Genomic DNA, 19,583 nt, shown 5'->3' on the forward strand with positions numbered 1-19,583 from the left:
TTACGCTCTTTGCCAATCGCTTCATTCGATACGCGCAAAAATTCGGACAACAGGGGACTTTAGCCAATGACGATGACTCGCCGCGACGTACTGCTCGGAGCCACCGCCGCCGCTGCGCTGCTGCCATTAGCTGCGCGCGCGCAAACGTCTGAAGTGGTGATTGGCGCAACCTATCCCCTGTCGGGCTCCGGCGCGCAGGTGGGTGTCGATGCGCAGCGTGCTTTCGAGACTGCGATCGACATCATCAATAACGACCAGGATTTCGATCTTCCGCTGGCAAAGGGCGTAGGTTTGCCCGGTCTCGGCGGTGCCAAGATCCGTATTGTCTATGCCGACACCCAGGGCGATCCGCAGAAGGGGCGCGCCGAAGCCGAACGGCTGATCACGCAGGAAAAGGTCTGCGCCATCCTCGGCTCCTATCAGAGCGCGGTCGCGGTCACGATCAGCCAGATCTGCGAACGCTACCAGACCCCGTTCATCTCGGCGGACAACTCCTCGCCGAGCCTGCATCGCCGCGGTCTGAAGTATTATTTCCGCGCCTCGCCGCATGACGAGATGTTCTCGGCCGGAATGTTCGACTTCCTCGATGCGATGAAGAAGAAGGGCGCCAAGGCCAACACGCTGGCGCTGTTCCACGAAGATACCATCTTCGGCACCGACTCCGCCAACGCCCAGACCAAGCTTGCCAACGAGCGCGGCTACAAGATTGTCGCCGACATCAAGTACCGCGCCAACTCGCCGTCGCTGTCGGCCGAGGTGCAGCAGCTCAAGGCTGCCAATGCCGACGTGCTGATGCCGTCGAGCTACACCACCGACGGCATCCTGCTGGTCAAGACCATGGCCGAACTCGGGTACAAGCCGAACGCGATCGTGGCCCAGGCGGCCGGCTTCTCCGAGAAAGCGCTCTACGACGCGGTCGGCGACAAGCTCGAGGGCGCGATCACCCGCGGCAGCTTCTCGCTCGATCTCGCCGCCAAGCGGCCGATGGTCGGCAAGATCAACGACCTGTTCAAGGCGAAGTCGGGCAAGGACCTCAACGACAACACGTCGCGGCAGTTCATGGCGATGATCATCATGGCGGACGCCATCAACCGTGCCAAATCGACCGAGGGCGAGAAGATCCGTGACGCGCTGGCCGCGACCGAGATGCCGGGCGAGCAGACCATCATGCCCTGGAAGCGCGTCAAGTTCGACGAGATGGGCCAGAACAACGATGCCGATCCGGTCCTGCTGCAATATGTCGGCGGCAAGTTCGTCACCATCTTCCCGTCGCAGGCGGCGGTGGCCGATGCAGTCTGGCCGATGAAGTAAGCGATCAGGTTGCGGGCGGGGGACGAGCGACGTGACAGCTGAAACGATTATCCAGAGTCTTGCGAGCGGCCTGCTGATGGGGCTGCTTTACGGACTGATCGCCGTCGGCCTGGCCTTGATCTTTGGCCTGATGGACGTCGTCAACTTCGCCCATGGCGAATTCCTGATGCTGGCGATGTACGTGACATTCTTCCTGTTCGCGTTCTTCGCCATCGATCCACTGCTGTCGGCGCCGCTGGCCGCCGCCGCCCTGTTTGTCCTGGGGGCGGCGGTCTATCTCCTGATCGTGCGGTTTGCGATGCGTGCCAAGGCCAATGTCGGCATGGTGCAGATCTTCGCCACCTTCGGCCTCGCCATCGTGATGCGGGGCCTCGCGCAGCTGTTCTTCACTGCCGACTACCGCAGCGTTCCCAACTCATGGCTCGGCGGCAAGACGGTATCGCTCGCCGGGATTTACCTGCCGCAGCCGCAGCTGTTCGGCGCGCTGGTCGCGATCGCCGCGTTCGGCGGGCTCTATCTGTTCATCAACCGCACCGATTTCGGCCGCGCGCTGGAAGCGACCCGTGAAGATCCCGGCGCGGTGGCCCTCGTCGGCATCGACAAGAACCGCGTGTTCGCGCTCGGCTGGGGCCTCGGCGGTGCGCTGGTCGGGCTTGCCGGCGCCATCATGGCGACCTTCTTCTACATCTATCCCGACGTCGGCGCATCCTTTGCGCTGATCGCCTATGTCACAGTCGCGCTCGGCGGCTTTGGCAGCGTGTTCGGCGCCTTCGCCGGCGGCATCGTCGTCGGCCTGGTCGAAGCCACCACCGCGTTGATCCTGCCGCCATCGCTGAAGTCGGTCGGCATTTACGCGGTCTATCTGCTCGTCGTGTTCATTCGGCCGCGTGGCCTGTTCGGGTCGATGTGATGGACAAGCAATTCGTCGCGCGGCGCCGCCGCGACCTCATTACCGCCGCCGGACTTGCGGCCGTCGCCGCGATCGTGCCGCTGTTCGTCAAGGACGTCTACGTCCAGAACATCATGGTGCTGACGCTGATGTACGCGGCGTTGTCGCAGAGCTGGAACATCTTGTCCGGCTATTGCGGGCAGATATCGCTCGGACACGCGCTGTATTTCGGGCTCGGTGCCTACACCACCGCGCTGCTGTTCACCAAGTTCGGCGTGCTGCCGTGGTTCGGCATGATCGGCGGCGGGTTGATCTCCGCCGCAATCGCGATGGCGCTGGGCTATCCCTGCTTCCGCCTCGGCGGCCACTACTTTGCGATCGCCACCATCGTGATCGCCGAGATCGGATTGCTGCTGATCCAGAACTGGGACTGGGCCGGTGCGGCCCTCGGCATCGACATTCCCGTGCGGGGCGACAGCTGGCTGAAATTCCAGTTCACGCGCTCGAAACTGCCATACTTCTACTTCGCGCTGGTGCTCGCCTGCGTCGCCTGGTTCGTCACCTGGTGGCTGGAAGATTCCAAATGGGGCTATTGGTGGCGCGCGGTGAAAGACAACCCGCAGGCGGCCGAGAGCCTCGGCGTCGTCGTGTTCAATTCGAAGATGGGCGCGGCGGCGGTCTCCGCCTTCCTGGTCGCGGTTGGCGGCAGCTTCTATGCGCAGTTCGTTTCCTACATCGATCCCGGAAGCGTCATGGGCTTCCAGTTCTCGCTCTTGATGGCGCTGCCGGCAGTGCTTGGCGGCATCGGCACGCTGTGGGGACCGCTGCTTGGCGCCGTCATCCTGATCCCGATCACCGAGTTGACGCGCTCCTATATCGGCGGCTCCGGCCGCGGCGTCGACCTCATCGTCTACGGCGCGCTGATCATCCTGATCGCGCTCGCGCGGCCGGAAGGGCTGGTCGGCCTGTTCTCGCGCCGGCGCAAGGAGGCCACGCGATGACCGCGCTGCTCGAAACCCGCGGCGTCTGGCAGCGCTTCGGAGGCCTGATCGCCAACAGCGACGTCTCGATCTCGGTCGGCCGCGGCGAGATCGTCGGCCTGATCGGCCCGAACGGCGCTGGAAAGTCGACGTTGTTCAATCTGATCGCCGGCGTGTTGCCGCCAACCCAGGGCTCGATCATCTTCGACGGCGAGGACGTCACCACTCTGCCGGCGGCCGCGCGCTGCCAGCGCGGGATCGGGCGCACCTTCCAGGTGGTCAAGAGCTTCGAGACGATGACGGTCATCGACAACGTCATCGTCGGCGCTCTCGTGCGCAACACCGTGATGCGTGAGGCGCGGCGCAAGGCGCATGAGGTGCTGGAATTCACCGGGCTCGCCGCGCGCGCCGACGTGCTCGCCAGCGACCTCGTGCCGGCCGAGAAGCGCCGCCTCGAAGTCGCACGGGCGCTCGCGACCGAACCGAAGCTGCTGCTGCTCGACGAGTGCCTCACTGGCCTGACGCCGACCGAGGCGCAGACCGGCGTTGCCCTGGTGCGCAAGGTGCGCGATGCCGGCATCACCGTGCTGATGGTCGAGCACGTCATGGAGATCGTGATGCCGCTGGTCGACCGCGCCATCGTGCTCGATCTCGGCAAGGTGCTGGTCGAGGGCAAGCCCGCCGACGTCGTGCGCGATCCCAAGGTGATCAAGGCATATCTGGGAGATCGTCATGCTGTCGGTGCGTGAAGTCACCACCGCCTATCAGGGCCTGGTCGCGATCTCCGCGGTCTCGATCGAGGTGGAGAAGGGCGAGATCGTCTGCGTTGCCGGCGCCAACGGCGCGGGCAAGTCGACGTTGCTCAAATCCATCGCCGGTGCCGAACGCCCGCGTTCGGGCACGGTGACGTTCGACGGCAAGCGCCTCGACGGCATGGCGCAGCATCACATCACGGCCACCGGCATCGCCTATGTGCCGGAAAACCGCCGCCTGTTCCCGCGCCTGTCGGTGCGCGACAATCTGCGTCTCGGCAGCTATCTCTACCGCGGCGAGGCGGACCGCGAAGGGCCGCTCGATCTCGTCTTCAACCTGTTTCCGCGCCTTCAGGAGCGTTTGGAGCAGCGCGCCGAGACGCTCTCTGGCGGCGAGCAGCAGATGCTCGCGATCGGCCGCGCCCTGATGACGCGACCGCGGCTGTTGATGCTGGACGAGCCCTCGCAAGGAATCATGCCGAAACTGGTGGACGAGATCTTCCAGGCGGTGAAGCGCATCCGCGACGCCGGCATGACGGTGCTGATCGTCGAGCAGCGCATGGCCGAGTGCCTGGAGATCGCCGACCGCGCCTACATCCTGCAGACCGGCCGCGTGCTGATGCAGGGGCGGTCCGCGGAGATTAAGGGCAACCCTGACGTGCGGAAGGCGTATCTGGGGCTGTAGCTGGACTGCCGCCGCATTCGCAGCCGCCGTGGCCCGGATGAGCGAAGCGATATCCGGGGTAGGCCTTACCGCATGTCGCTGCGCTCATGCGGGCTACAGGTGCCGCCACAATCTCCGTCATTGCGAGCGCAGCGAAGCAATCCAGAGTGTTTCCGCGGAGGGACTCTGGATTGCTTCGCTGCGCTCGCAATGACGAGGATAGGGCAGGGCCTAGTGCCCATGCTCCGGCAGCGTCACCCCGAACACCTTCACCAGATCCTTCACCTGCTCCGGCGACAGATACCGCGGGTTCATCCCGCGCAGCAGCAGGTACAGCTTCGCCGTCTCTTCCAACTCCTCCGTGGCGAACACGGCGGCTTCCAGCGTGTCGCCGGCAACGACCGGACCGTGATTGGCGAGCAGCACGGATGAATATTTCCCCGCCAGCCCCTTGATCGCATCCGCGACCGCGGGATCGCCGGGGCGGTAATAGGGCACGAGTGCGGTGGCGCCGCATTTCATCAGGTAATAGGCCGTCATCGGCGGCAGCGCGGCGCGCGGGTCGATCTCGGGGAGCATCGAGAGCGCGACCGAATGCGTGGAGTGCAGATGCACGATGGCCCGCGCGCTTCCGCGCGTATCGTAGAGGGCCGTGTGCAGCGGAACTTCCTTGGTCGGCGCATCGCCCGAGACCAGCCGGCTCCCGCTATCCATCCGTGACAGTTTTGCGGGATCGAGAAAACCGAGCGAGGCGTTGGTCGGCGTCACCAGCCAGCCTCCGTCGTCCAGCTTGACGCTGATATTGCCGGAGGAGCCCGGCGTCAGCCCGCGCTCGAACAGGGATCGTCCGAAGCGGCAAATCTCCTCGCGCAGCCTTGTTTCGTTGCTCGTTTCGGTTCTCATGGCCGTCATGCCTGCTTGTCTCACGCTTTGGCAGCGCGGCCAAGCCGTGTTATTCGGTTGCCAAGCTGCCGCAAAAGGGCGGCCATCCGGGAAACGTTCGCAAGGGTCAGTTGCATATGTCCGCCTCCACGTCACAAAGTCAGCGTATCGCCGTCGTCGGGCTCGGTTCGATGGGATTTGGCATGGCGACCTCGCTCAAGCGCGCCGGCCACGCCGTGACCGGCTGCGACGTCTCGGCGGATGCCGTCGCGCGCCTCGTGAAGGACGGCGGCGCGGGAGCCAAGACGCCGGCCGAAGCGGCCAAGGACGCCGATATCGTCGTCAGCGTCGTCGTCAATGCCGCGCAGACCGAGGCGATCCTGTTCGGCAAGGATGGCGCCGCCGAGACCATGCCGAAGGACAGCGTCTTCGTCTCCTCGGCGACCATGGACCCGGATGTGGCGCGGCGCCTGGCCACGCAGCTGGAGGCGACCGGCCGGCATTATCTGGATGCGCCGATCTCCGGCGGAGCACAGCGCGCCGCGCAAGGCGAATTGACGATTCTTGCCTCCGGCAGCCCGGCCGCCTTTGCCAAAGCGCGGCCGGCGCTCGATGCCATGGCTGCCAAGCTCTACGAGCTCGGCGATGCCGCCGGGCAGGGCGCTGCGTTCAAGATGATCAATCAGCTGCTCGCCGGCGTTCACATCGCCGCCGCCAGCGAAGCGATGGCGTTCGCGGCCAAGCAGGGCCTCGACATCCGCAAGGTCTACGAGGTGATCACCGCCTCAGCCGGCAATTCATGGATGTTCGAGAACCGCATGCCGCACGTGCTCGACGGCGACTACACGCCGCGCAGCGCGGTGGAGATCTTCGTCAAGGATCTCGGCATCATCCAGGACATGGCGCGCAGCGCCCGATTCCCGGTGCCGGTCTCCGCCGCCGCGCTCCAGATGTTCCTGATGACGTCGGCTGCCGGCATGGGCCGTGACGATGACGCATCGGTGGCGCGGATGTATGCGCAGGTCACCGGCGTCAAGCTGCCCGGCGACAAGTAAGAGGATCTCCAATGCCCCGTTTCGCCGCCAATCTCTCGATGATGTTCACCGAGGTGTCGTTCCTCGACCGCTTCGACGCCGCTGCGCAAGCGGGCTTCACCGCGGTCGAGTTCCTGTTTCCCTACGAGCATCCCGCCGAGGCCGTCGGCGAGCGGCTCAAGCGCAACGGCCTGACCCAGGCGCTGTTCAACCTGCCGCCGGGCGACTGGAACGCCGGTGAGAAGGGCTTTGCCGCGCTGCCATCACGCTTCTCCGATCTCAAGGCGAGCCTGGAGAGGGCACTGCCTTATGCCAAGGCGACCGGCGTCAAGCGCCTGCACCTGATGGCCGGCATCGCCAACCGCAGCGAGCGCGCCGCGATCGAGGTCTTCTACAAATCGGTGGCCTGGGCTGCGGAATTCTTCGCGCCGCACGGCATCGACGTCGTGATCGAGCCGATCAATGCCCGCAACGTGCCCGGCTACTTCCTCAACGATTTCGGCTTCGCGCGGGATCTGATCCAGGAACTGAGGCTTGCGAACCTGAAACTTCAGTTCGACATCTATCACTGCCAGATCATCCATGGCGACGTCACCATGCGGCTGCGCGAGATGATGCCGATCATCGGCCACATCCAGATCGCCAGCATTCCCTCGCGCAACGAACCGGACGGCGAGGAGCTGAACTATCCGTTCCTGTTCGATGAGCTCGACCGGCTCGGCTATGCCGGCTTCGTCGGCTGCGAATACAATCCACGCGGCAAGACCACCGATGGCCTCGCCTGGTTCAAGCCCTATGCGGGAGTGAAGCCGTGACACTTGCATTGGGCTGCATCGCCGACGACTACACCGGCGCTTCCGATCTCGCCAACACGCTGACCCGCGCGGGCCTGCGCACCGTCCAGACCATCGGCATACCTGCCGACGATCTGGCGCTGCCCGAGGTCGATGCCGTCGTGGTGTCCTTGAAGAGCCGCTCGATCGAGGCCGGCCTTGCCGTGTCGCGCTCGCGCGCAGCGGACAAATGGCTGCGCAGTCGCGGCGCGCGTCACGTGCTGTTCAAGATCTGCTCGACCTTCGATTCCACCGATGCCGGCAATATCGGCCCCGTCATGGACGCGCTGCGTGCCGATTGCGGCGAGGGAGCCGTACTGGTGACGCCGGCCTTTCCGGAGACCGGGCGCACCGTCTATCAGGGCAATTTGTTCGTCGGCGCCGTGCCGCTGAACGAGAGCCCGCTGAAGGACCATCCGCTCAACCCGATGCATGATTCCAACCTGGTGCGCGTGCTGGCGCGCCAGAGCAGGACGCAGGTTGGCCTCGTCGATCTCGCCCCCGTCACGCGCGGCGCGGAGGCGGTGCGGGCACGGCTGGCCGAGCTCGCCGCCAAGGGCATCGGTGTCGCGATCATCGATGCCGTATTCGACCGCGACCTCGAAACCATCGGTCTCGTCGCCGCCGAACACCTTCTGTCGGTCGGCGCATCGGGCATGGGCCTCGGGCTTGCGCGCGCGCTGGTGTCGACGGGCAAGGTGAAGTCGGCGCCGCCGAGCAGCGAAACCGGCGCTGCGGTCGGCGGATCGGCTGCATGCCTTGCCGGCAGTTGCTCGCAGGCGACGCTTCAGCAGATTGCCGTCGCCGAGCGCATCATGCCGGTGCTCCATCTCGATCCCGAGCAGATCGTCGCGGACGCCGGCGAAGCGCAGCGCGCGCTGGACTGGGCAAGGCCGCGGCTTGCGGAAGGTCCGGTGCTGATCGCTTCGAGCGCGACGCCGGAAGCCGTTGCCGCCGTGCAGGCGCGCCATGGCCGCGATGCCGCGGGCCACGCCATCGAGCAGGCCATGGCCGATATCGCCGAGGGCTTGGTTCAGGCCGGCGTCCGGCGCCTGGTCGTCGCCGGTGGCGAGACATCCGGCGCCGTGGTCGATCGGTTGAGGATTCCCGGATTTCTCGTAGGAGTGGAAATCGCTGCGGGAGTTCCGGTCCTGCGCGCGGTCGGCTCGGAAGCTGGCGACATGTTGCTCGCCCTGAAGTCCGGAAATTTCGGCGGCGCAGAGTTCTTCACGGATGCGCTTAGGCTCATGCGCTGAACGCAGGGCATTTTTAGCTGCCTGTTCACTTGTTTCGGGCTCCGTAACTCGCACGGAGTCGTTGCTGACACCTGCACGGGTGCTCTGCTGTCGGATGTCGGTGCTGCTCCCTTTGGTTGATTCGTAGAACTTCCGGGCGCGGCACCGCCGCCAGCACAAAGAGACTTCTATTATGCTCGCCACCATTTCCATCCGCGCCAAGATCATCAGTGTCGTGGCGTTCCTGCTGGTCGCGATGGCCGGCATGGGCCTGCTCGCCGTCATGAAGATGCGGTCGATGAACGCCAACACGGTCGACATCACGACGAGCTGGATGCCGAGCGTGCGGGTGCTGGGCGAGATCCGGGCCGCCGTCATCACCTATCGCAACGTGGTCCGCGAGCACATGTTGTCCGAGACGCTAGATGACAAGCTGGCGACGGAACAGACCGCCGCGACCGTCACCGAGATGCTGGCCAAGGCTCGAAAGAAGTACGAGCCGATGATCACCTCGCCGGAAGAGCGGGCGCTCTATGCGGAGTGGTCGAAGCTGTGGGCCGAGTACCAAAAGGGCGCCCAGGACGTCATGGAACTGTCGCGCATGGAGTTCGGCAAGGTTCCGCATGGGTCCCATGAGCTCAACACCAAGACGGTCAACAAGATCGGGCTGAAGTCCGACGAGGTCCTGCAGAAGGACATCGATCTCAACACCAAAGGCGGTGACCAGGCCGCCAGCGACGCGGCCGACAGCTACTATCATGCGTTCCTGCTGGTTTCGATCATGCTCGGCGCTGCCGTCGTCATCGGCATCGGCGTCGGCTTCTATCTCGTCCGCGACGTCTCCAGCGGCATCAACTCCATCACACTGCCGATGCAGGCGCTGGGCAAGGGGGACCTCTCCGCCGAAGTCCCGCACCGGGGCGAGAAGACCGAGATCGGTGCCATGGCCGACGTGCTCCAGATCTTCAAGGAGGCGCTGATCGCCAAGAAGGCCGCCGACGAAGCCGCCGCGGCCGATGCGGAAGCCAAGATCGAGCGCGGTCGCCGCGTCGACAACATCACCCGCGAATTCGAGACCATGATCGGCGAGATCGTGCAGACCGTGTCGTCGGCCTCGACCCAGTTAGAGGCTTCCGCCTCGACGCTGACCGCGACCGCCGACCGCTCGCAGCGGCTGGCGACCACGGTTGCCGGCGCCTCGGAGGAAGCCTCGACCAACGTGCAATCGGTGGCCTCGGCGACCGAGGAGATGGCTTCGTCGGTCGGCGAGATCAGCCGTCAGGTGCAGGAATCCGCGCGGATGGCCGGCGATGCCGTCGGTCAGGCCCGTGCCACCACCGAGCGCGTCAGCGAATTGTCCAAGGCTGCCGCGCGCATCGGCGACGTCGTCGAGCTGATCAACACCATCGCCGGCCAGACCAACCTGCTGGCGCTGAACGCCACCATCGAGGCAGCACGCGCAGGCGAAGCCGGCCGCGGCTTTGCCGTCGTCGCCTCCGAGGTGAAGGCGCTCGCCGAGCAGACCGCGAAGGCGACCGGCGAGATCGGCCAGCAGATTTCCGGCATCCAGACGGCGACCAATGATTCGGTCGGTGCGATCAAGGAGATCTCCTCGACCATCGAGCGCCTGTCGGAGATCTCGTCCGCCATCGCGGCTGCGGTGGAAGAGCAGGGTGCCGCGACGCAGGAGATTGCCCGCAACGTGCAGCAGGCGGCGCAGGGAACCCAGCAGGTTTCGTCCAACATCACCGACGTGCAGCGCGGCGCGACCGAGACCGGCACGGCGTCATCGCAGGTGCTGTCCGCGGCGCAGATGCTGTCGAACGATTCGAACCGGCTGAAGACCGAGGTCGGCAGGTTCCTGACGAGCGTCCGCGCTGCCTGAGTCTCGACCGCGTCGGAAAAACAGGCGCCGAAGGGCTGAGATCTCGTAGGGTGGGCAAAGGCGCTCTTGCGCCGTGCCCACCATTCTTTCCGGATCACACGAAGGTCGTGGGCACGCTTCGCTTTGCCCACCCTACGAGATCACGCCGCGCGCCACTCCGGCACGCCATCTTCTGCCATAGCGATCTCGCCGAGCGAGCCGACCGGGGTGCGGTCCATGTCGAGCAGATGCGCCAGCGTCGCGCCATCGCTTGCCGGAATCCGCGCCAGCGTGCGGCGATCGTCCTCTGTCCGCAGCATCACGACGCCGTGCTCGACGTCGTCGCCGCGGCCGTAAAGCACGGTAAAGCTTTCGACCTTGCCCTTGCCCGAAGCCTCGGTCACGAACTCCGGCACCGCGCGCTTGTTGCGATCGGCCTCGTCCTGCACGCTCGTCTCCTGCGCCAGCGCCTCGCGCGGCGGCGTCTTCGACACCACCAGCGCGTGGTGCTTGGTGACGAAGCCGCCCTGGCCGTAGAGCAGGCCGAGCCTGGCGCCGTCGCGCACACGCCGCACCATCGCACAGGCCGCATGCGTCATGTAGGTGTTGAGCGGCGCGCCGAAGAAGGTGAGGCCGCCGGTCACGGTCGGCTGCACGTCGGGTCCCAAGCCCAGCGTCCGCCGCGCCATCTTGGGCACGCAGGGGAAGCAGCTGTAGAGCTCGATCGCGTCGAACTTGTTGCCGCCGCCGGCCAGGTTCATCACGCTCTTGAGCACGGCGTTCTGCGGGTGGCTCTCGTAAAACTGGTCGCGCAGCAGATAGTCGCGCGGCTCTTCCGCCGAAGCACCGCCGAGCGGGTAGACCAGTTTGTCCTCGGCGACCCCGGCCGCCCGCGCCTTGGCAAGACTGGTGAGCAGCAGCGCGCCGCCCATGTTGACGCTGGGGTTGGCCACCATCAGTTTGTTATAGGGCCAGGCGATCAGGCGGTTGTCCGCGGTCGGCGTCGTGATCTCCTCGGGCGCGTAGCGCCGCTTCAGCCAGGCATTGGGGTTTTGCGCGGCGGCTTCCGAATAGCGCGACCACAGCGTGCCTGATTCCGCCATCGCCTCGCGCGGCGTCTGGCCCCAATGCGCCGAGGAGGCCGCTTCGTAGAACGGATAGACGGTCACAGGGCGAAACACGCCGAGCTTCACTGCCAAGGGCTTCTGGAACGCCGCGCCGCGCTTGGGCTCCTCGACGTCATGGGCGAACGGCGTCCACGGCAGCTTGATGCCGGCGCGCTCCGCCTTGGTCGCGGTCGATTGCGCCTCCGCGCCGCACACCGCCGCGACGCTGCACTCGCCGCGCGCGATACGCTTGGCCGCCTCGTGGATGTAGCGGATCGGGCTCTCGCCACCGACCGGGCCGTAATAGCAATGCGCCGGCGAGATGCCGAGGCGTTGCGCCAAAAGCTGCTCCGGATCGCGATAGCGCCAGCTCAGGAAATTGACGACGTCGAGCGATTGCACCTGGCCGAGCAGCTTTGCACCGGCGTCCTGTTCGGCGCGCCGCAACGCCTGTTCGAGCAGGTCGAGCGGCTCGAGACCGTCGGTGATCTCCTTCGGGCGGTCGACGATCTCGCCGATGCCGACGATGACGGGAATGCGGTCTTCGGGATTCTTGTTCTTATCTGTCATGCTTCAATTCACGATGTCTGTTTCGTCATTGCGAGCGCAGCGAAGCAATCCAGGATATTTCCGCGGAGGCAGTCTGGATTGCTTCGCTGCCCTCGCAATGACGAGGTCGTGACTACTCCGCCACCAGCGCATTCATGTGCTCGACGGCTTCGGCGAAATCTTGCTTGAACTCCTGTACCACGGCACCCGCCGATTTCACGCTGTCGATCAGGCCGACGCCCTGGCCGACGAAATAGCTGACGAGATCGCGCGCCCTCGCGTTGCCGCTTGCGGCGGCCCGGTCGATCGAATGGAAGGCGTCGCGGCTGATGATGCTTTGCAGCGGCATCGGCAGCGCGCCCGGGCTGTCGGGCGCGCGGTCCCAGGCATCGGTCCAGACCGAGCGGAGCTGCCGCGCCGGCTTGCCGGTGCGGCCCTTCGAGCGCACCGCATCGCGCGAGGAGGCCGCGATCATCTTCTCGCGAAAGATCTCCGTGGTCTCGGCCTCCACGGTCGCAAGCCACACCGAGCCGGTCCAGGCGCCGGCCGCGCCCATCGCCATGCAGGCCGCCATCTGCCGTCCCGTCATGATGCCGCCGGCCGCCAGCACCGGCACGTCGCGAATGGGCTTGATCGCCTTGATCACCTCCGGCACCAGCACCATGGTCGAGACCTCGCCGCAATGGCCGCCGGCCTCGGTGCCCTGCACCACGAGAATGTCGACGCCGGCCGCGACCTGGCGCAGCGCGTGCTCCTTGGCGCCGACCAGCGCGGCAACCGGCACGCCGTGCTTCTTGCCCATCTCGATCATCGCCTTCGGCGGCACGCCCAGCGCGTTGGCGATCAGGCGGATCGGATGATCGAAGGAGACCTCGAGCAGCTGAAGCGCGGTCTTGCCGTCGAACGGCTGCGGCTGATTGTCCGCAACTTCAGTAGCGGTCAGCTCGATGTCGTACTTCTTCAGGAGCTCGCGCGTGTAGTTGCGATGCTCCTGCGGCACCCGCGCTTCCAGGCTCTTCCAGGTGACGTCCTTCTCGCCGGCGGTCGAGATGTTTTCCGGGATCAGCACGTCGATGCCGTAGGGCTTGCCGTCGACGTGATCGTCGATCCACTTCAGCTCACGTTCGAGCGTATCCGGCGTATGCACCGTCGCCCCCAATACACCAAACCCGCCGGCGCGGCTGACGGCGGCAACGACGTCGCGGCAATGGCTGAAGGCGAGCAGCGGGAAATCGATCCCCAGCATGTCGCAGATCGGCGATTTCATGGCTCTCTCCCGGCGGCAGGCTTCGCATTCTCGTTGCTTTCGCTGGCAAAGCAAAGTGACGCGAGCCGATCGATGACATGCCGGATTCGGCCGCGCATCTTGTGCGGAGACGTCGCGCTCGATCGGCGTCCCAGGGGACGCCGTCATTCCGGGGCTCGCGTCAGCGAGAACCCGGAATCCATTCCTCGGAGCATTCCTGGCGACCGATGGATTCCGGGTTCGCCCTCCGGGCGCCCCGGAATGACGGGAGGGAGCTTGCCATGACAAAACGGTGAGATGCCCCGCCCGGCAATGCGTCTTAGAGGCCTTGTCATTCGGCATTCGCGGGCTAATTAATGCAGGCGCATCTTTTTTGCTGGAGCCCCGCATGACCGACGCCCCCTACGTGCCGCCCAAAGTCTGGACCTGGAACAAGGAGAACGGCGGTCAATTCGCCAACATCAACCGGCCGATCGCCGGCCCCACCCACGACAAGGAGCTGCCGGTCGGCAAGCATCCCCTTCAGCTCTACTCGCTGGCGACGCCGAACGGGGTGAAGGTCACCGTGATGCTGGAGGAGCTCCTGGCGCTGGGCCACAAGGGCGCCGAATACGACGCCTGGCTGATCAGGATCGGCAACGGCGACCAGTTCGGCAGCGGCTTCGTCGACATCAATCCGAATTCCAAGATCCCCGCGCTCATGGATCGCTCCGGCCCGGAGCCGATCCGGGTGTTCGAGTCAGGCTCGATCCTGTTCTACCTCGCCGAGAAGTTCGGCGCCTTCCTGCCGAAGGACATCAAGACCCGCACCGAGGCGATGTCCTGGCTGTTCTGGCAAATGGGCAGCGCGCCCTATCTCGGCGGCGGCTTCGGCCATTTCTACGCCTACGCGCCGACCAAGATCGAATACGCCATCGACCGTTTCGCGATGGAGACCAAGCGCCAGCTCGATGTGCTCGACCGGCGTCTCGCCGACAACGAATATCTCGCGGGCAAGGACTACACGATCGCCGACATCGCGGTGTGGCCCTGGTACGGCGCGCTCGCCAAGGGCCTGGTCTATGGCGCCGGCGAATTCTTGTCGGTGCAGGACTACAAGAACGTGCAGCGCTGGACCGACCAGATCGCCAAGCGTCCGGCCGTCAAGCGCGGCCGCATGGTCAACCGCGTCTCCGGCGATCCTGCCAGCCAGCTCCACGAGCGCCACGATGCGTCCGATTTCGAGACCAAGACGCAGGACAAGCTCGTGCCCGCGACGTAGGCGCTTTCTTCTTCAACTCTCCCCGCTTGCAGGGAGAGGCCGAATTCGATCGAAATCTTGTAGAGGTCTCGTAGGGTGGGCAAAGCGTAAGCGTGCCCACCACCTCTCTCGTAGGCCGCATTGGTGGGCACAGCGCGCGAAGAGCGCGCCTTTGCCCACCCTACGCATCTCGGAAGTCACGCCATGCTCAGCTCGTGGCGGCCCACCACCATCCAGTGCACCTCGTCCGGACCGTCGGCGAAGCGCAGGTGCCGCACGTCCTGGTACATCTCGGCAAGCGGGGTCCAGTGCGAGATGCCGGTGGCGCCGTGCATCTGGATCGCCTGATCGATGATCCTGCAGGCGCGCTCGGGTACCATGGCCTTGACCATGGAGACCCAGACGCGGGCCTCCTTGTTGCCGAGCACGTCCATGGCCTTGGCGGCCTTCAGCACCATCAGCCGCATCGCCTCGATCTCGCAGCGCGCTTGCGCGATGATCTGCATGTTGCCGCCGAGATGGGCGATCTTCTTGCCGAAGGCCTCGCGGGTCAGGCCCCGCTGCACCATCAGGTCGAGCGCCTTCTCGGCCTTGCCGATGGTGCGCATGCAGTGATGGATGCGCCCCGGTCCGAGCCGGAGCTGCGAGATCTCGAAGCCGCGGCCTTCGCCGAGCAGGATGTTCTCCTTCGGCACCCGCACATTGTTGAAGCGCATATGCATGTGGCCGCGGGGGGCGTGGTCCTGGCCGAACACGTACATGGGACCGAGCACCTCGACGCCGGGCGTGTCGCGCGGCACCAGGATCTGCGACTGCTGCTTGCTCGGCGCCGCGTCCGGATTGGTCTTCACCATCACGATGAGGATCTTGCAGCGGGGATCGCCGAGACCGGAGATGTAATACTTCTCGCCGTTGATCACCCATTCGTCGCCAACGAGCTTGGCGGTGGTCGAGATGTTCTTGGCGTCGGAGGAGGCGACGTTCGGCTCGGTCATGACATAGGCCGAGCGGATCTCGCCGTTGAGCAGCGGCTTCAGCCACGTCTCCTTCTGCTCCTTGGTGCCGACGCGCTCCAGCACCTCCATGTTGCCGGTGTCGGGCGCCGAGCAGTTCATGGTCTCGGACGCCAGCGGGCTCTTGCCGAGCTCGGCGGCGATATAGGCGTAGTCGAGGTTCTTCAGGCCCTGGCCGGTCTCGTCATCGGGCAGGAAGAAGTTCCAGAGGCCTTCCTGCTTGGCCTTGTTCTTGGCTTTCTCCAGAACCTCGAGCTGCTTCGGCGTAAAGCTCCAGCGATCTTCCTTGCTTTCGCCGGCCTTGGCGAACTCGATCGACATCGGCTCGACGGTGTCGCGGATGAACTTCTTGACGTGATCGTAGAGCGGCCGGACCTGGTCCGACATCCTGAGATCGTTGAGCTCGTCGCCGGGATTGAGCGTGTAGTTGGTGGTGCGCGGAATGTAGGTGTGTTTTGTCATTGGTCCTCCCGGGATCGCTAGAATTGTGTTGAGCGCAAGAATAGTCGCAGCGCCGGCAAAGTGCGAGCGCGCATTTTCACGCGCGAGGCCATGCCATGCGATGGAATATCGCGAGGAGCGTTTGAAATGTTGTTTGAATGGGGGAGGCGCGCTGGGCTGGAGCGCCGTCCGAGCCCAGGACTCCGTCATTGCGAGCGTAGCGAAGCAATCCAGAATCTTACCGCGGCGGCAGTCTGGATTGCTTCGTCGCAAAAGCTCCTCGCAATGACGAGGAGAGATCGGTCGGCCTCACGCCGGCATCCGATGCATCGCGCAGATCTTGTTACCGTCGAGGTCGCGCAGATAGGCGAGATAGAGCTTCACCCCGGAGCCCTCCCGGATGCCGGGCGGATCCTCGATCGGCTTGCCGCCGGCTGCGACGCCCGCCGCGTGCCACGCATCGACCTGTTCCGGCGAATTGGCGGCAAAGCCGATCGTGGCGCCATTCGCGCATGTCGCCGGTTCGCCGTTGATCGGCTTCGACACCGAGAACACGCCGGTCTTGGTGATGTAGAAGATGCGATGGCCGTCGACCCTGGCCGGCCGCACCTCGAGCGTGCCGAGCAGCTTGTCGTAGAACGTCTTGGCCTTGTCGAGATCGTTGGTGCCGATCATCACGTGCGAGAACATTTGCCCATTCCCCTCTGCGCTCACAAACGAGAAGCCGTAGGGTGGGCAAAGCGCAGCGTGCCCACCACGACATTCGAAAAAATGCTGATGGTGGGCACGGCGCAAGAGCGCCTTTGGCCACCCTACGAAAAATCAAAACGCGGTATAGCCGCCGTCGATCACGAACGTGTCCGCGGTGTGATACGACGACGCCTTGCTCATCAGATACACCGCGATGCCGCCGAAATCCGACGCCTCGCCGAACCGCCGCATCGGAATCCGCGGCATCACGTTGGCGACGAACTTGTCGTTGGCCATGAGACCTGATGTCATGTCGCTCTTGATCCAGCCGGGCAGGATCGCATTGGCGGTGACGCCGTGGCGCGCCAGCTCGACGCCGAGCGCGCGCACCAGCGCGTTGATGGCGGCCTTGGTCGCGGCATAATGCTCGTTGCGCGCGGTGCCGAAGATCGAGGCGAGGCTCGAAGTCGCAACCAGCCGGCCGAAGGGATCGCCGGCATTGGCGCGATCCGTCATGTGCTTCGCCGCGGCCTGGAAGGCGTGGAACACGCCGTCGAGATTGGTCGCGAACATCGTGCGCCATTCCTCCTCGGTGCGCTCGATGAAGGCGCGCCGGCCGCCGCCGCCGATGCCGGCATTGGCGAAGCAGCCATCGACCCGGCCGAAGGTGTCGAGCGTCGCCTTCATCGCGGCATCGACCGAGGCCCGGTCGCTGACGTCGCAGACGCGGCTGTCGACCTTGCCCGAGAGGCCCGCCATGCTCGCGGCAGCGGCCTTGTTCTTGTCAGCATTGCGGCCCCAGATCGAGACGTTGCAACCCTGGCCCGCGAGCGCCTGCGCGATGCCGAGACCGATGCCGCCATTGCCACCGGTGATCACGGCCACGCGGCCGGAGAGGTCGAAGAGGTTCATGGCGCGTTTCCTGTTTCTTGGTCTGCGGCCCATCAGCCGCTGCGCACAAGATTGCTTGCTATGCTCCGATCACCATGGACAAGACCGCGCCAAAAATCAAATATGCGCCCCGGCAAAACCAAATTCCGGTCTGCGAAACTGACGCGGGCCGCAACTGACGAGGAAACCATGCAGTTCAAACACGTCACGCTCGACTTCGATGGCTCGGTCGCGATCCTCAAGCTCGACCATCAGGAGGTGATGAACGCGGTCTCCGTGGACATGCTGGGGGGCCTTGCCGAAGCGCTCGATACGATCGAGGAGAAGAAGGGCGAGGTGCGCTGCGTGGTGCTGACCGGCGCAGGGCGCGCGTTCTGCACCGGCGCTAATCTGCAGGGCCGCAACAACCAGTCGAAGAAGACCAAGGCCGGCCTGACGCTGGAGACCGGCTTTCATCCCTTCCTGCGCCGCATCCGCAATCTGCATTGCCCGATCATCACCGCGGTCAACGGCCCCGCCGCCGGCGCCGGCATGAGCTTCGCGCTGCTCGGCGACATGATTTTGTGCGCGCGCTCGTCCTATTTCCTGCAGGCCTTCCGCCGCATCGGGCTCGTGCCGGATTGCGGCTCGACCTGGCTGTTGCCGCGGCTCGTCGGGCGCGCGCGCTCGATCGAATTGTCGCTGATGGGCGAGCGGCTGCCGGCCGAGAAGGCGCTGGAATGGGGCCTCGTCAACCGCGTGTACGATGACGTCGTGCTGATGGAGGAGGCGATGAAGCTGGCGCGCGATCTCGCCAGCGGGCCGACCGTGGCGCTGTCCCTGATCCGCAAGCTCTATTGGGACAGCCCAGAGAATTCCTTCGAGGATCAGCTCAATCTGGAATTCCAGTGCCAGCTCCGGGCCGGCGACACCGAGGATTTCCGCGAGGGCGTCGGCGCCTTCCTCGAGAAGCGGCCCGCGCAGTTCAAGGGCAAATGATCGAGGCGGCGCTTTCACGCAGCGTCCAGCGCTGGTGCGAAGGGGCGACCGGCGTCACCTCTGCGGCAAAACTGTCCGGCGGCGCCAGCCAGGAAACTTGGCGCTTCGACATCAGGCATCCCAACGGGCCGATCGGCGCCATCCTGCGCCGCTCGCCAAAAGGCTATGGCGCGGCGCCGACGCGCGCTGCGGGCCTCGCGGCTGAAGCGCAGCTGATGCAGCTTGCTTATGAAGCCGGCGTGCCGTCGCCGCGCGTGATGCATGTGCTCACGCCGGAAGACGATCTCGGCACCGGCTTTATCATGCAGCGGGTCGAGGGCGAGACGATCGCGCGCAAGATTCTTCGCGATGAGGAGTACGCGGCGGCGCGCCCCATTCTGGCGCGGCAGATCGGCGGAATTCTCGCAGGTCTCCATCGGCTGCCGCACGACAAATTGCCTCAGCTGCGCAGCAGGGGCGCGACCCAGGAGATCGCCGAGTTCGAGCGCGACTATCGCAGCCTGAACTGGCCCAAGCCTGTGTTCGAGCTGGGGCTGCGCTGGCTGCGCGACCACGATCCCGGTCCCTCGGCCGAGACCACGCTGGTGCATGGCGATTTCCGCAACGGCAATCTCATCATCGGCGCCGACGGCGTCCGCGCGGTGCTCGATTGGGAGCTCGCCCATCTCGGCGACCCCATGGAGGATCTCGGCTGGGTCTGCGTCAACTCGTGGCGTTTTGGCGAGATCGACAAGCCCGTCGGCGGCTTTGGCTCGCGCGAGGAGCTGTTCGCCGGTTACGAGGCTGCGGGCCGCAAGGTCGACCCCGAACGCGTCAAATTCTGGGAAGTGATGGGCACGCTGCGCTGGGGCATCATGTGCGGCGGCATGATGCAGCGCTTTCGCGAGGGGCCCGACCATTCCATGGAGCGCGCCATGATCGGCCGCCGCGCCAGCGAGACCGAGATCGATCTGTTGCGCCTCTTGGCGCCGCGCGGGAGCTGACA

At 65.3% G+C, this 19,583-nt stretch carries 18 protein-coding genes; 12 read left to right on the forward strand and 6 right to left on the reverse strand.

Annotated features, from left to right (window positions below):
• Positions 1-66: 66 nt before the first annotated feature.
• The 5 genes from XI05_RS36460 to XI05_RS36480 are packed head-to-tail and all read left to right on the forward strand — an operon-like array spanning position 67 to position 4,617.
• A complete protein-coding gene (locus XI05_RS36460; protein WP_271510769.1) occupies positions 67-1,311 on the forward strand; it encodes an ABC transporter substrate-binding protein in 1,245 nt (414 codons plus the stop codon).
• 31 nt (positions 1,312-1,342) lie between these two features.
• Positions 1,343-2,221, forward strand: a complete 879-nt coding sequence (locus tag XI05_RS36465) for a branched-chain amino acid ABC transporter permease (protein WP_271510771.1) — start codon at positions 1,343-1,345, stop codon at positions 2,219-2,221.
• Positions 2,221-3,201, forward strand: coding sequence for a branched-chain amino acid ABC transporter permease (locus tag XI05_RS36470; protein WP_271510772.1), 981 nt, complete (start codon positions 2,221-2,223; stop codon positions 3,199-3,201). The genes XI05_RS36465 and XI05_RS36470 overlap by 1 nt, the downstream gene beginning before the upstream one ends.
• Positions 3,198-3,929: an ABC transporter ATP-binding protein gene (locus XI05_RS36475; protein ID WP_172784062.1), complete on the forward strand. Its 732-nt coding sequence runs from the start codon at positions 3,198-3,200 to the stop codon at positions 3,927-3,929. Before XI05_RS36470 ends, XI05_RS36475 begins: the two co-directional genes overlap by 4 nt.
• Positions 3,913-4,617: an ABC transporter ATP-binding protein gene (locus XI05_RS36480; RefSeq protein ID WP_260382821.1), complete on the forward strand. Its 705-nt coding sequence runs from the start codon at positions 3,913-3,915 to the stop codon at positions 4,615-4,617. Before XI05_RS36475 ends, XI05_RS36480 begins: the two co-directional genes overlap by 17 nt.
• A gap of 210 nt (positions 4,618-4,827) precedes the next feature.
• Here XI05_RS36480 and otnC read toward each other — a convergent pair whose 3' ends face one another.
• Positions 4,828-5,508 (reverse strand): 3-oxo-tetronate 4-phosphate decarboxylase, encoded by a 681-nt coding sequence (gene otnC / locus XI05_RS36485; RefSeq protein WP_271510773.1) that lies wholly within the window; start codon positions 5,506-5,508, stop codon positions 4,828-4,830.
• A gap of 107 nt (positions 5,509-5,615) precedes the next feature.
• Between otnC and ltnD the strand changes: the two genes are divergently transcribed.
• The 4 genes from ltnD (at position 5,616) to XI05_RS36505 (ending at position 10,465) form a co-directional block, all read left to right on the forward strand.
• On the forward strand, positions 5,616-6,533 hold the full coding sequence (ltnD, locus tag XI05_RS36490; RefSeq protein ID WP_271510774.1) for an L-threonate dehydrogenase: 918 nt from the start codon (positions 5,616-5,618) through the stop codon (positions 6,531-6,533).
• Between the two features lie 11 nt (positions 6,534-6,544).
• Entirely contained in the window at positions 6,545-7,327 is a 783-nt protein-coding gene (otnI, locus tag XI05_RS36495) for a 2-oxo-tetronate isomerase (RefSeq protein WP_271510775.1), read from the forward strand.
• Positions 7,324-8,601 (forward strand): 3-oxo-tetronate kinase, encoded by a 1,278-nt coding sequence (gene otnK, locus XI05_RS36500; protein WP_271510776.1) that lies wholly within the window; start codon positions 7,324-7,326, stop codon positions 8,599-8,601. Before otnI ends, otnK begins: the two co-directional genes overlap by 4 nt.
• Positions 8,602-8,773: 172 nt before the next feature.
• Positions 8,774-10,465: a methyl-accepting chemotaxis protein gene (locus XI05_RS36505; protein WP_271510778.1), complete on the forward strand. Its 1,692-nt coding sequence runs from the start codon at positions 8,774-8,776 to the stop codon at positions 10,463-10,465.
• 140 nt (positions 10,466-10,605) lie between these two features.
• Here XI05_RS36505 and XI05_RS36510 read toward each other — a convergent pair whose 3' ends face one another.
• Both XI05_RS36510 and XI05_RS36515 read right to left on the reverse strand, forming a co-directional pair.
• Positions 10,606-12,120, reverse strand: coding sequence for an acetyl-CoA acetyltransferase (locus XI05_RS36510; protein WP_271510780.1), 1,515 nt, complete (start codon positions 12,118-12,120; stop codon positions 10,606-10,608).
• A 112-nt stretch (positions 12,121-12,232) separates the two neighbouring features.
• A complete protein-coding gene (locus XI05_RS36515) occupies positions 12,233-13,366 on the reverse strand; it encodes a nitronate monooxygenase (RefSeq protein WP_271510782.1) in 1,134 nt (377 codons plus the stop codon).
• Between the two features lie 367 nt (positions 13,367-13,733).
• Here XI05_RS36515 and yghU point away from each other — a divergent pair, with 367 nt between their 5' ends.
• Positions 13,734-14,606: a glutathione-dependent disulfide-bond oxidoreductase gene (yghU, locus tag XI05_RS36520; RefSeq protein ID WP_172784072.1), complete on the forward strand. Its 873-nt coding sequence runs from the start codon at positions 13,734-13,736 to the stop codon at positions 14,604-14,606.
• A 176-nt stretch (positions 14,607-14,782) separates the two neighbouring features.
• Here the strand turns inward: yghU and XI05_RS36525 are convergent, their stop codons facing one another.
• The 3 genes from XI05_RS36525 to XI05_RS36535 all read right to left on the reverse strand — a co-directional run bounded on the left by XI05_RS36525 (position 14,783) and on the right by XI05_RS36535 (position 17,641).
• Positions 14,783-16,060 (reverse strand): acyl-CoA dehydrogenase family protein, encoded by a 1,278-nt coding sequence (locus XI05_RS36525; RefSeq protein WP_172784073.1) that lies wholly within the window; start codon positions 16,058-16,060, stop codon positions 14,783-14,785.
• A gap of 288 nt (positions 16,061-16,348) precedes the next feature.
• Positions 16,349-16,729 (reverse strand): VOC family protein, encoded by a 381-nt coding sequence (locus tag XI05_RS36530; protein WP_271510784.1) that lies wholly within the window; start codon positions 16,727-16,729, stop codon positions 16,349-16,351.
• 132 nt (positions 16,730-16,861) lie between these two features.
• Positions 16,862-17,641, reverse strand: coding sequence for an SDR family NAD(P)-dependent oxidoreductase (locus tag XI05_RS36535; protein WP_271510786.1), 780 nt, complete (start codon positions 17,639-17,641; stop codon positions 16,862-16,864).
• Positions 17,642-17,809: 168 nt separating this feature from the next.
• Here XI05_RS36535 and XI05_RS36540 point away from each other — a divergent pair, with 168 nt between their 5' ends.
• Complete coding sequence (locus tag XI05_RS36540) at positions 17,810-18,598, forward strand: enoyl-CoA hydratase/isomerase (protein WP_271510788.1); 789 nt, start codon at positions 17,810-17,812, stop codon at positions 18,596-18,598.
• The gene (locus tag XI05_RS36545) at positions 18,595-19,581 is read left to right on the forward strand and encodes a phosphotransferase family protein (protein WP_271510790.1); all 987 of its coding nucleotides are present in this window, start codon (positions 18,595-18,597) and stop codon (positions 19,579-19,581) included. The genes XI05_RS36540 and XI05_RS36545 overlap by 4 nt, the downstream gene beginning before the upstream one ends.
• Positions 19,582-19,583: the final 2 nt, after the last annotated feature.

Source organism: Bradyrhizobium sp. CCBAU 11357 (assembly GCF_028128865.1).
Lineage (GTDB): Bacteria > Pseudomonadota > Alphaproteobacteria > Rhizobiales > Xanthobacteraceae > Bradyrhizobium.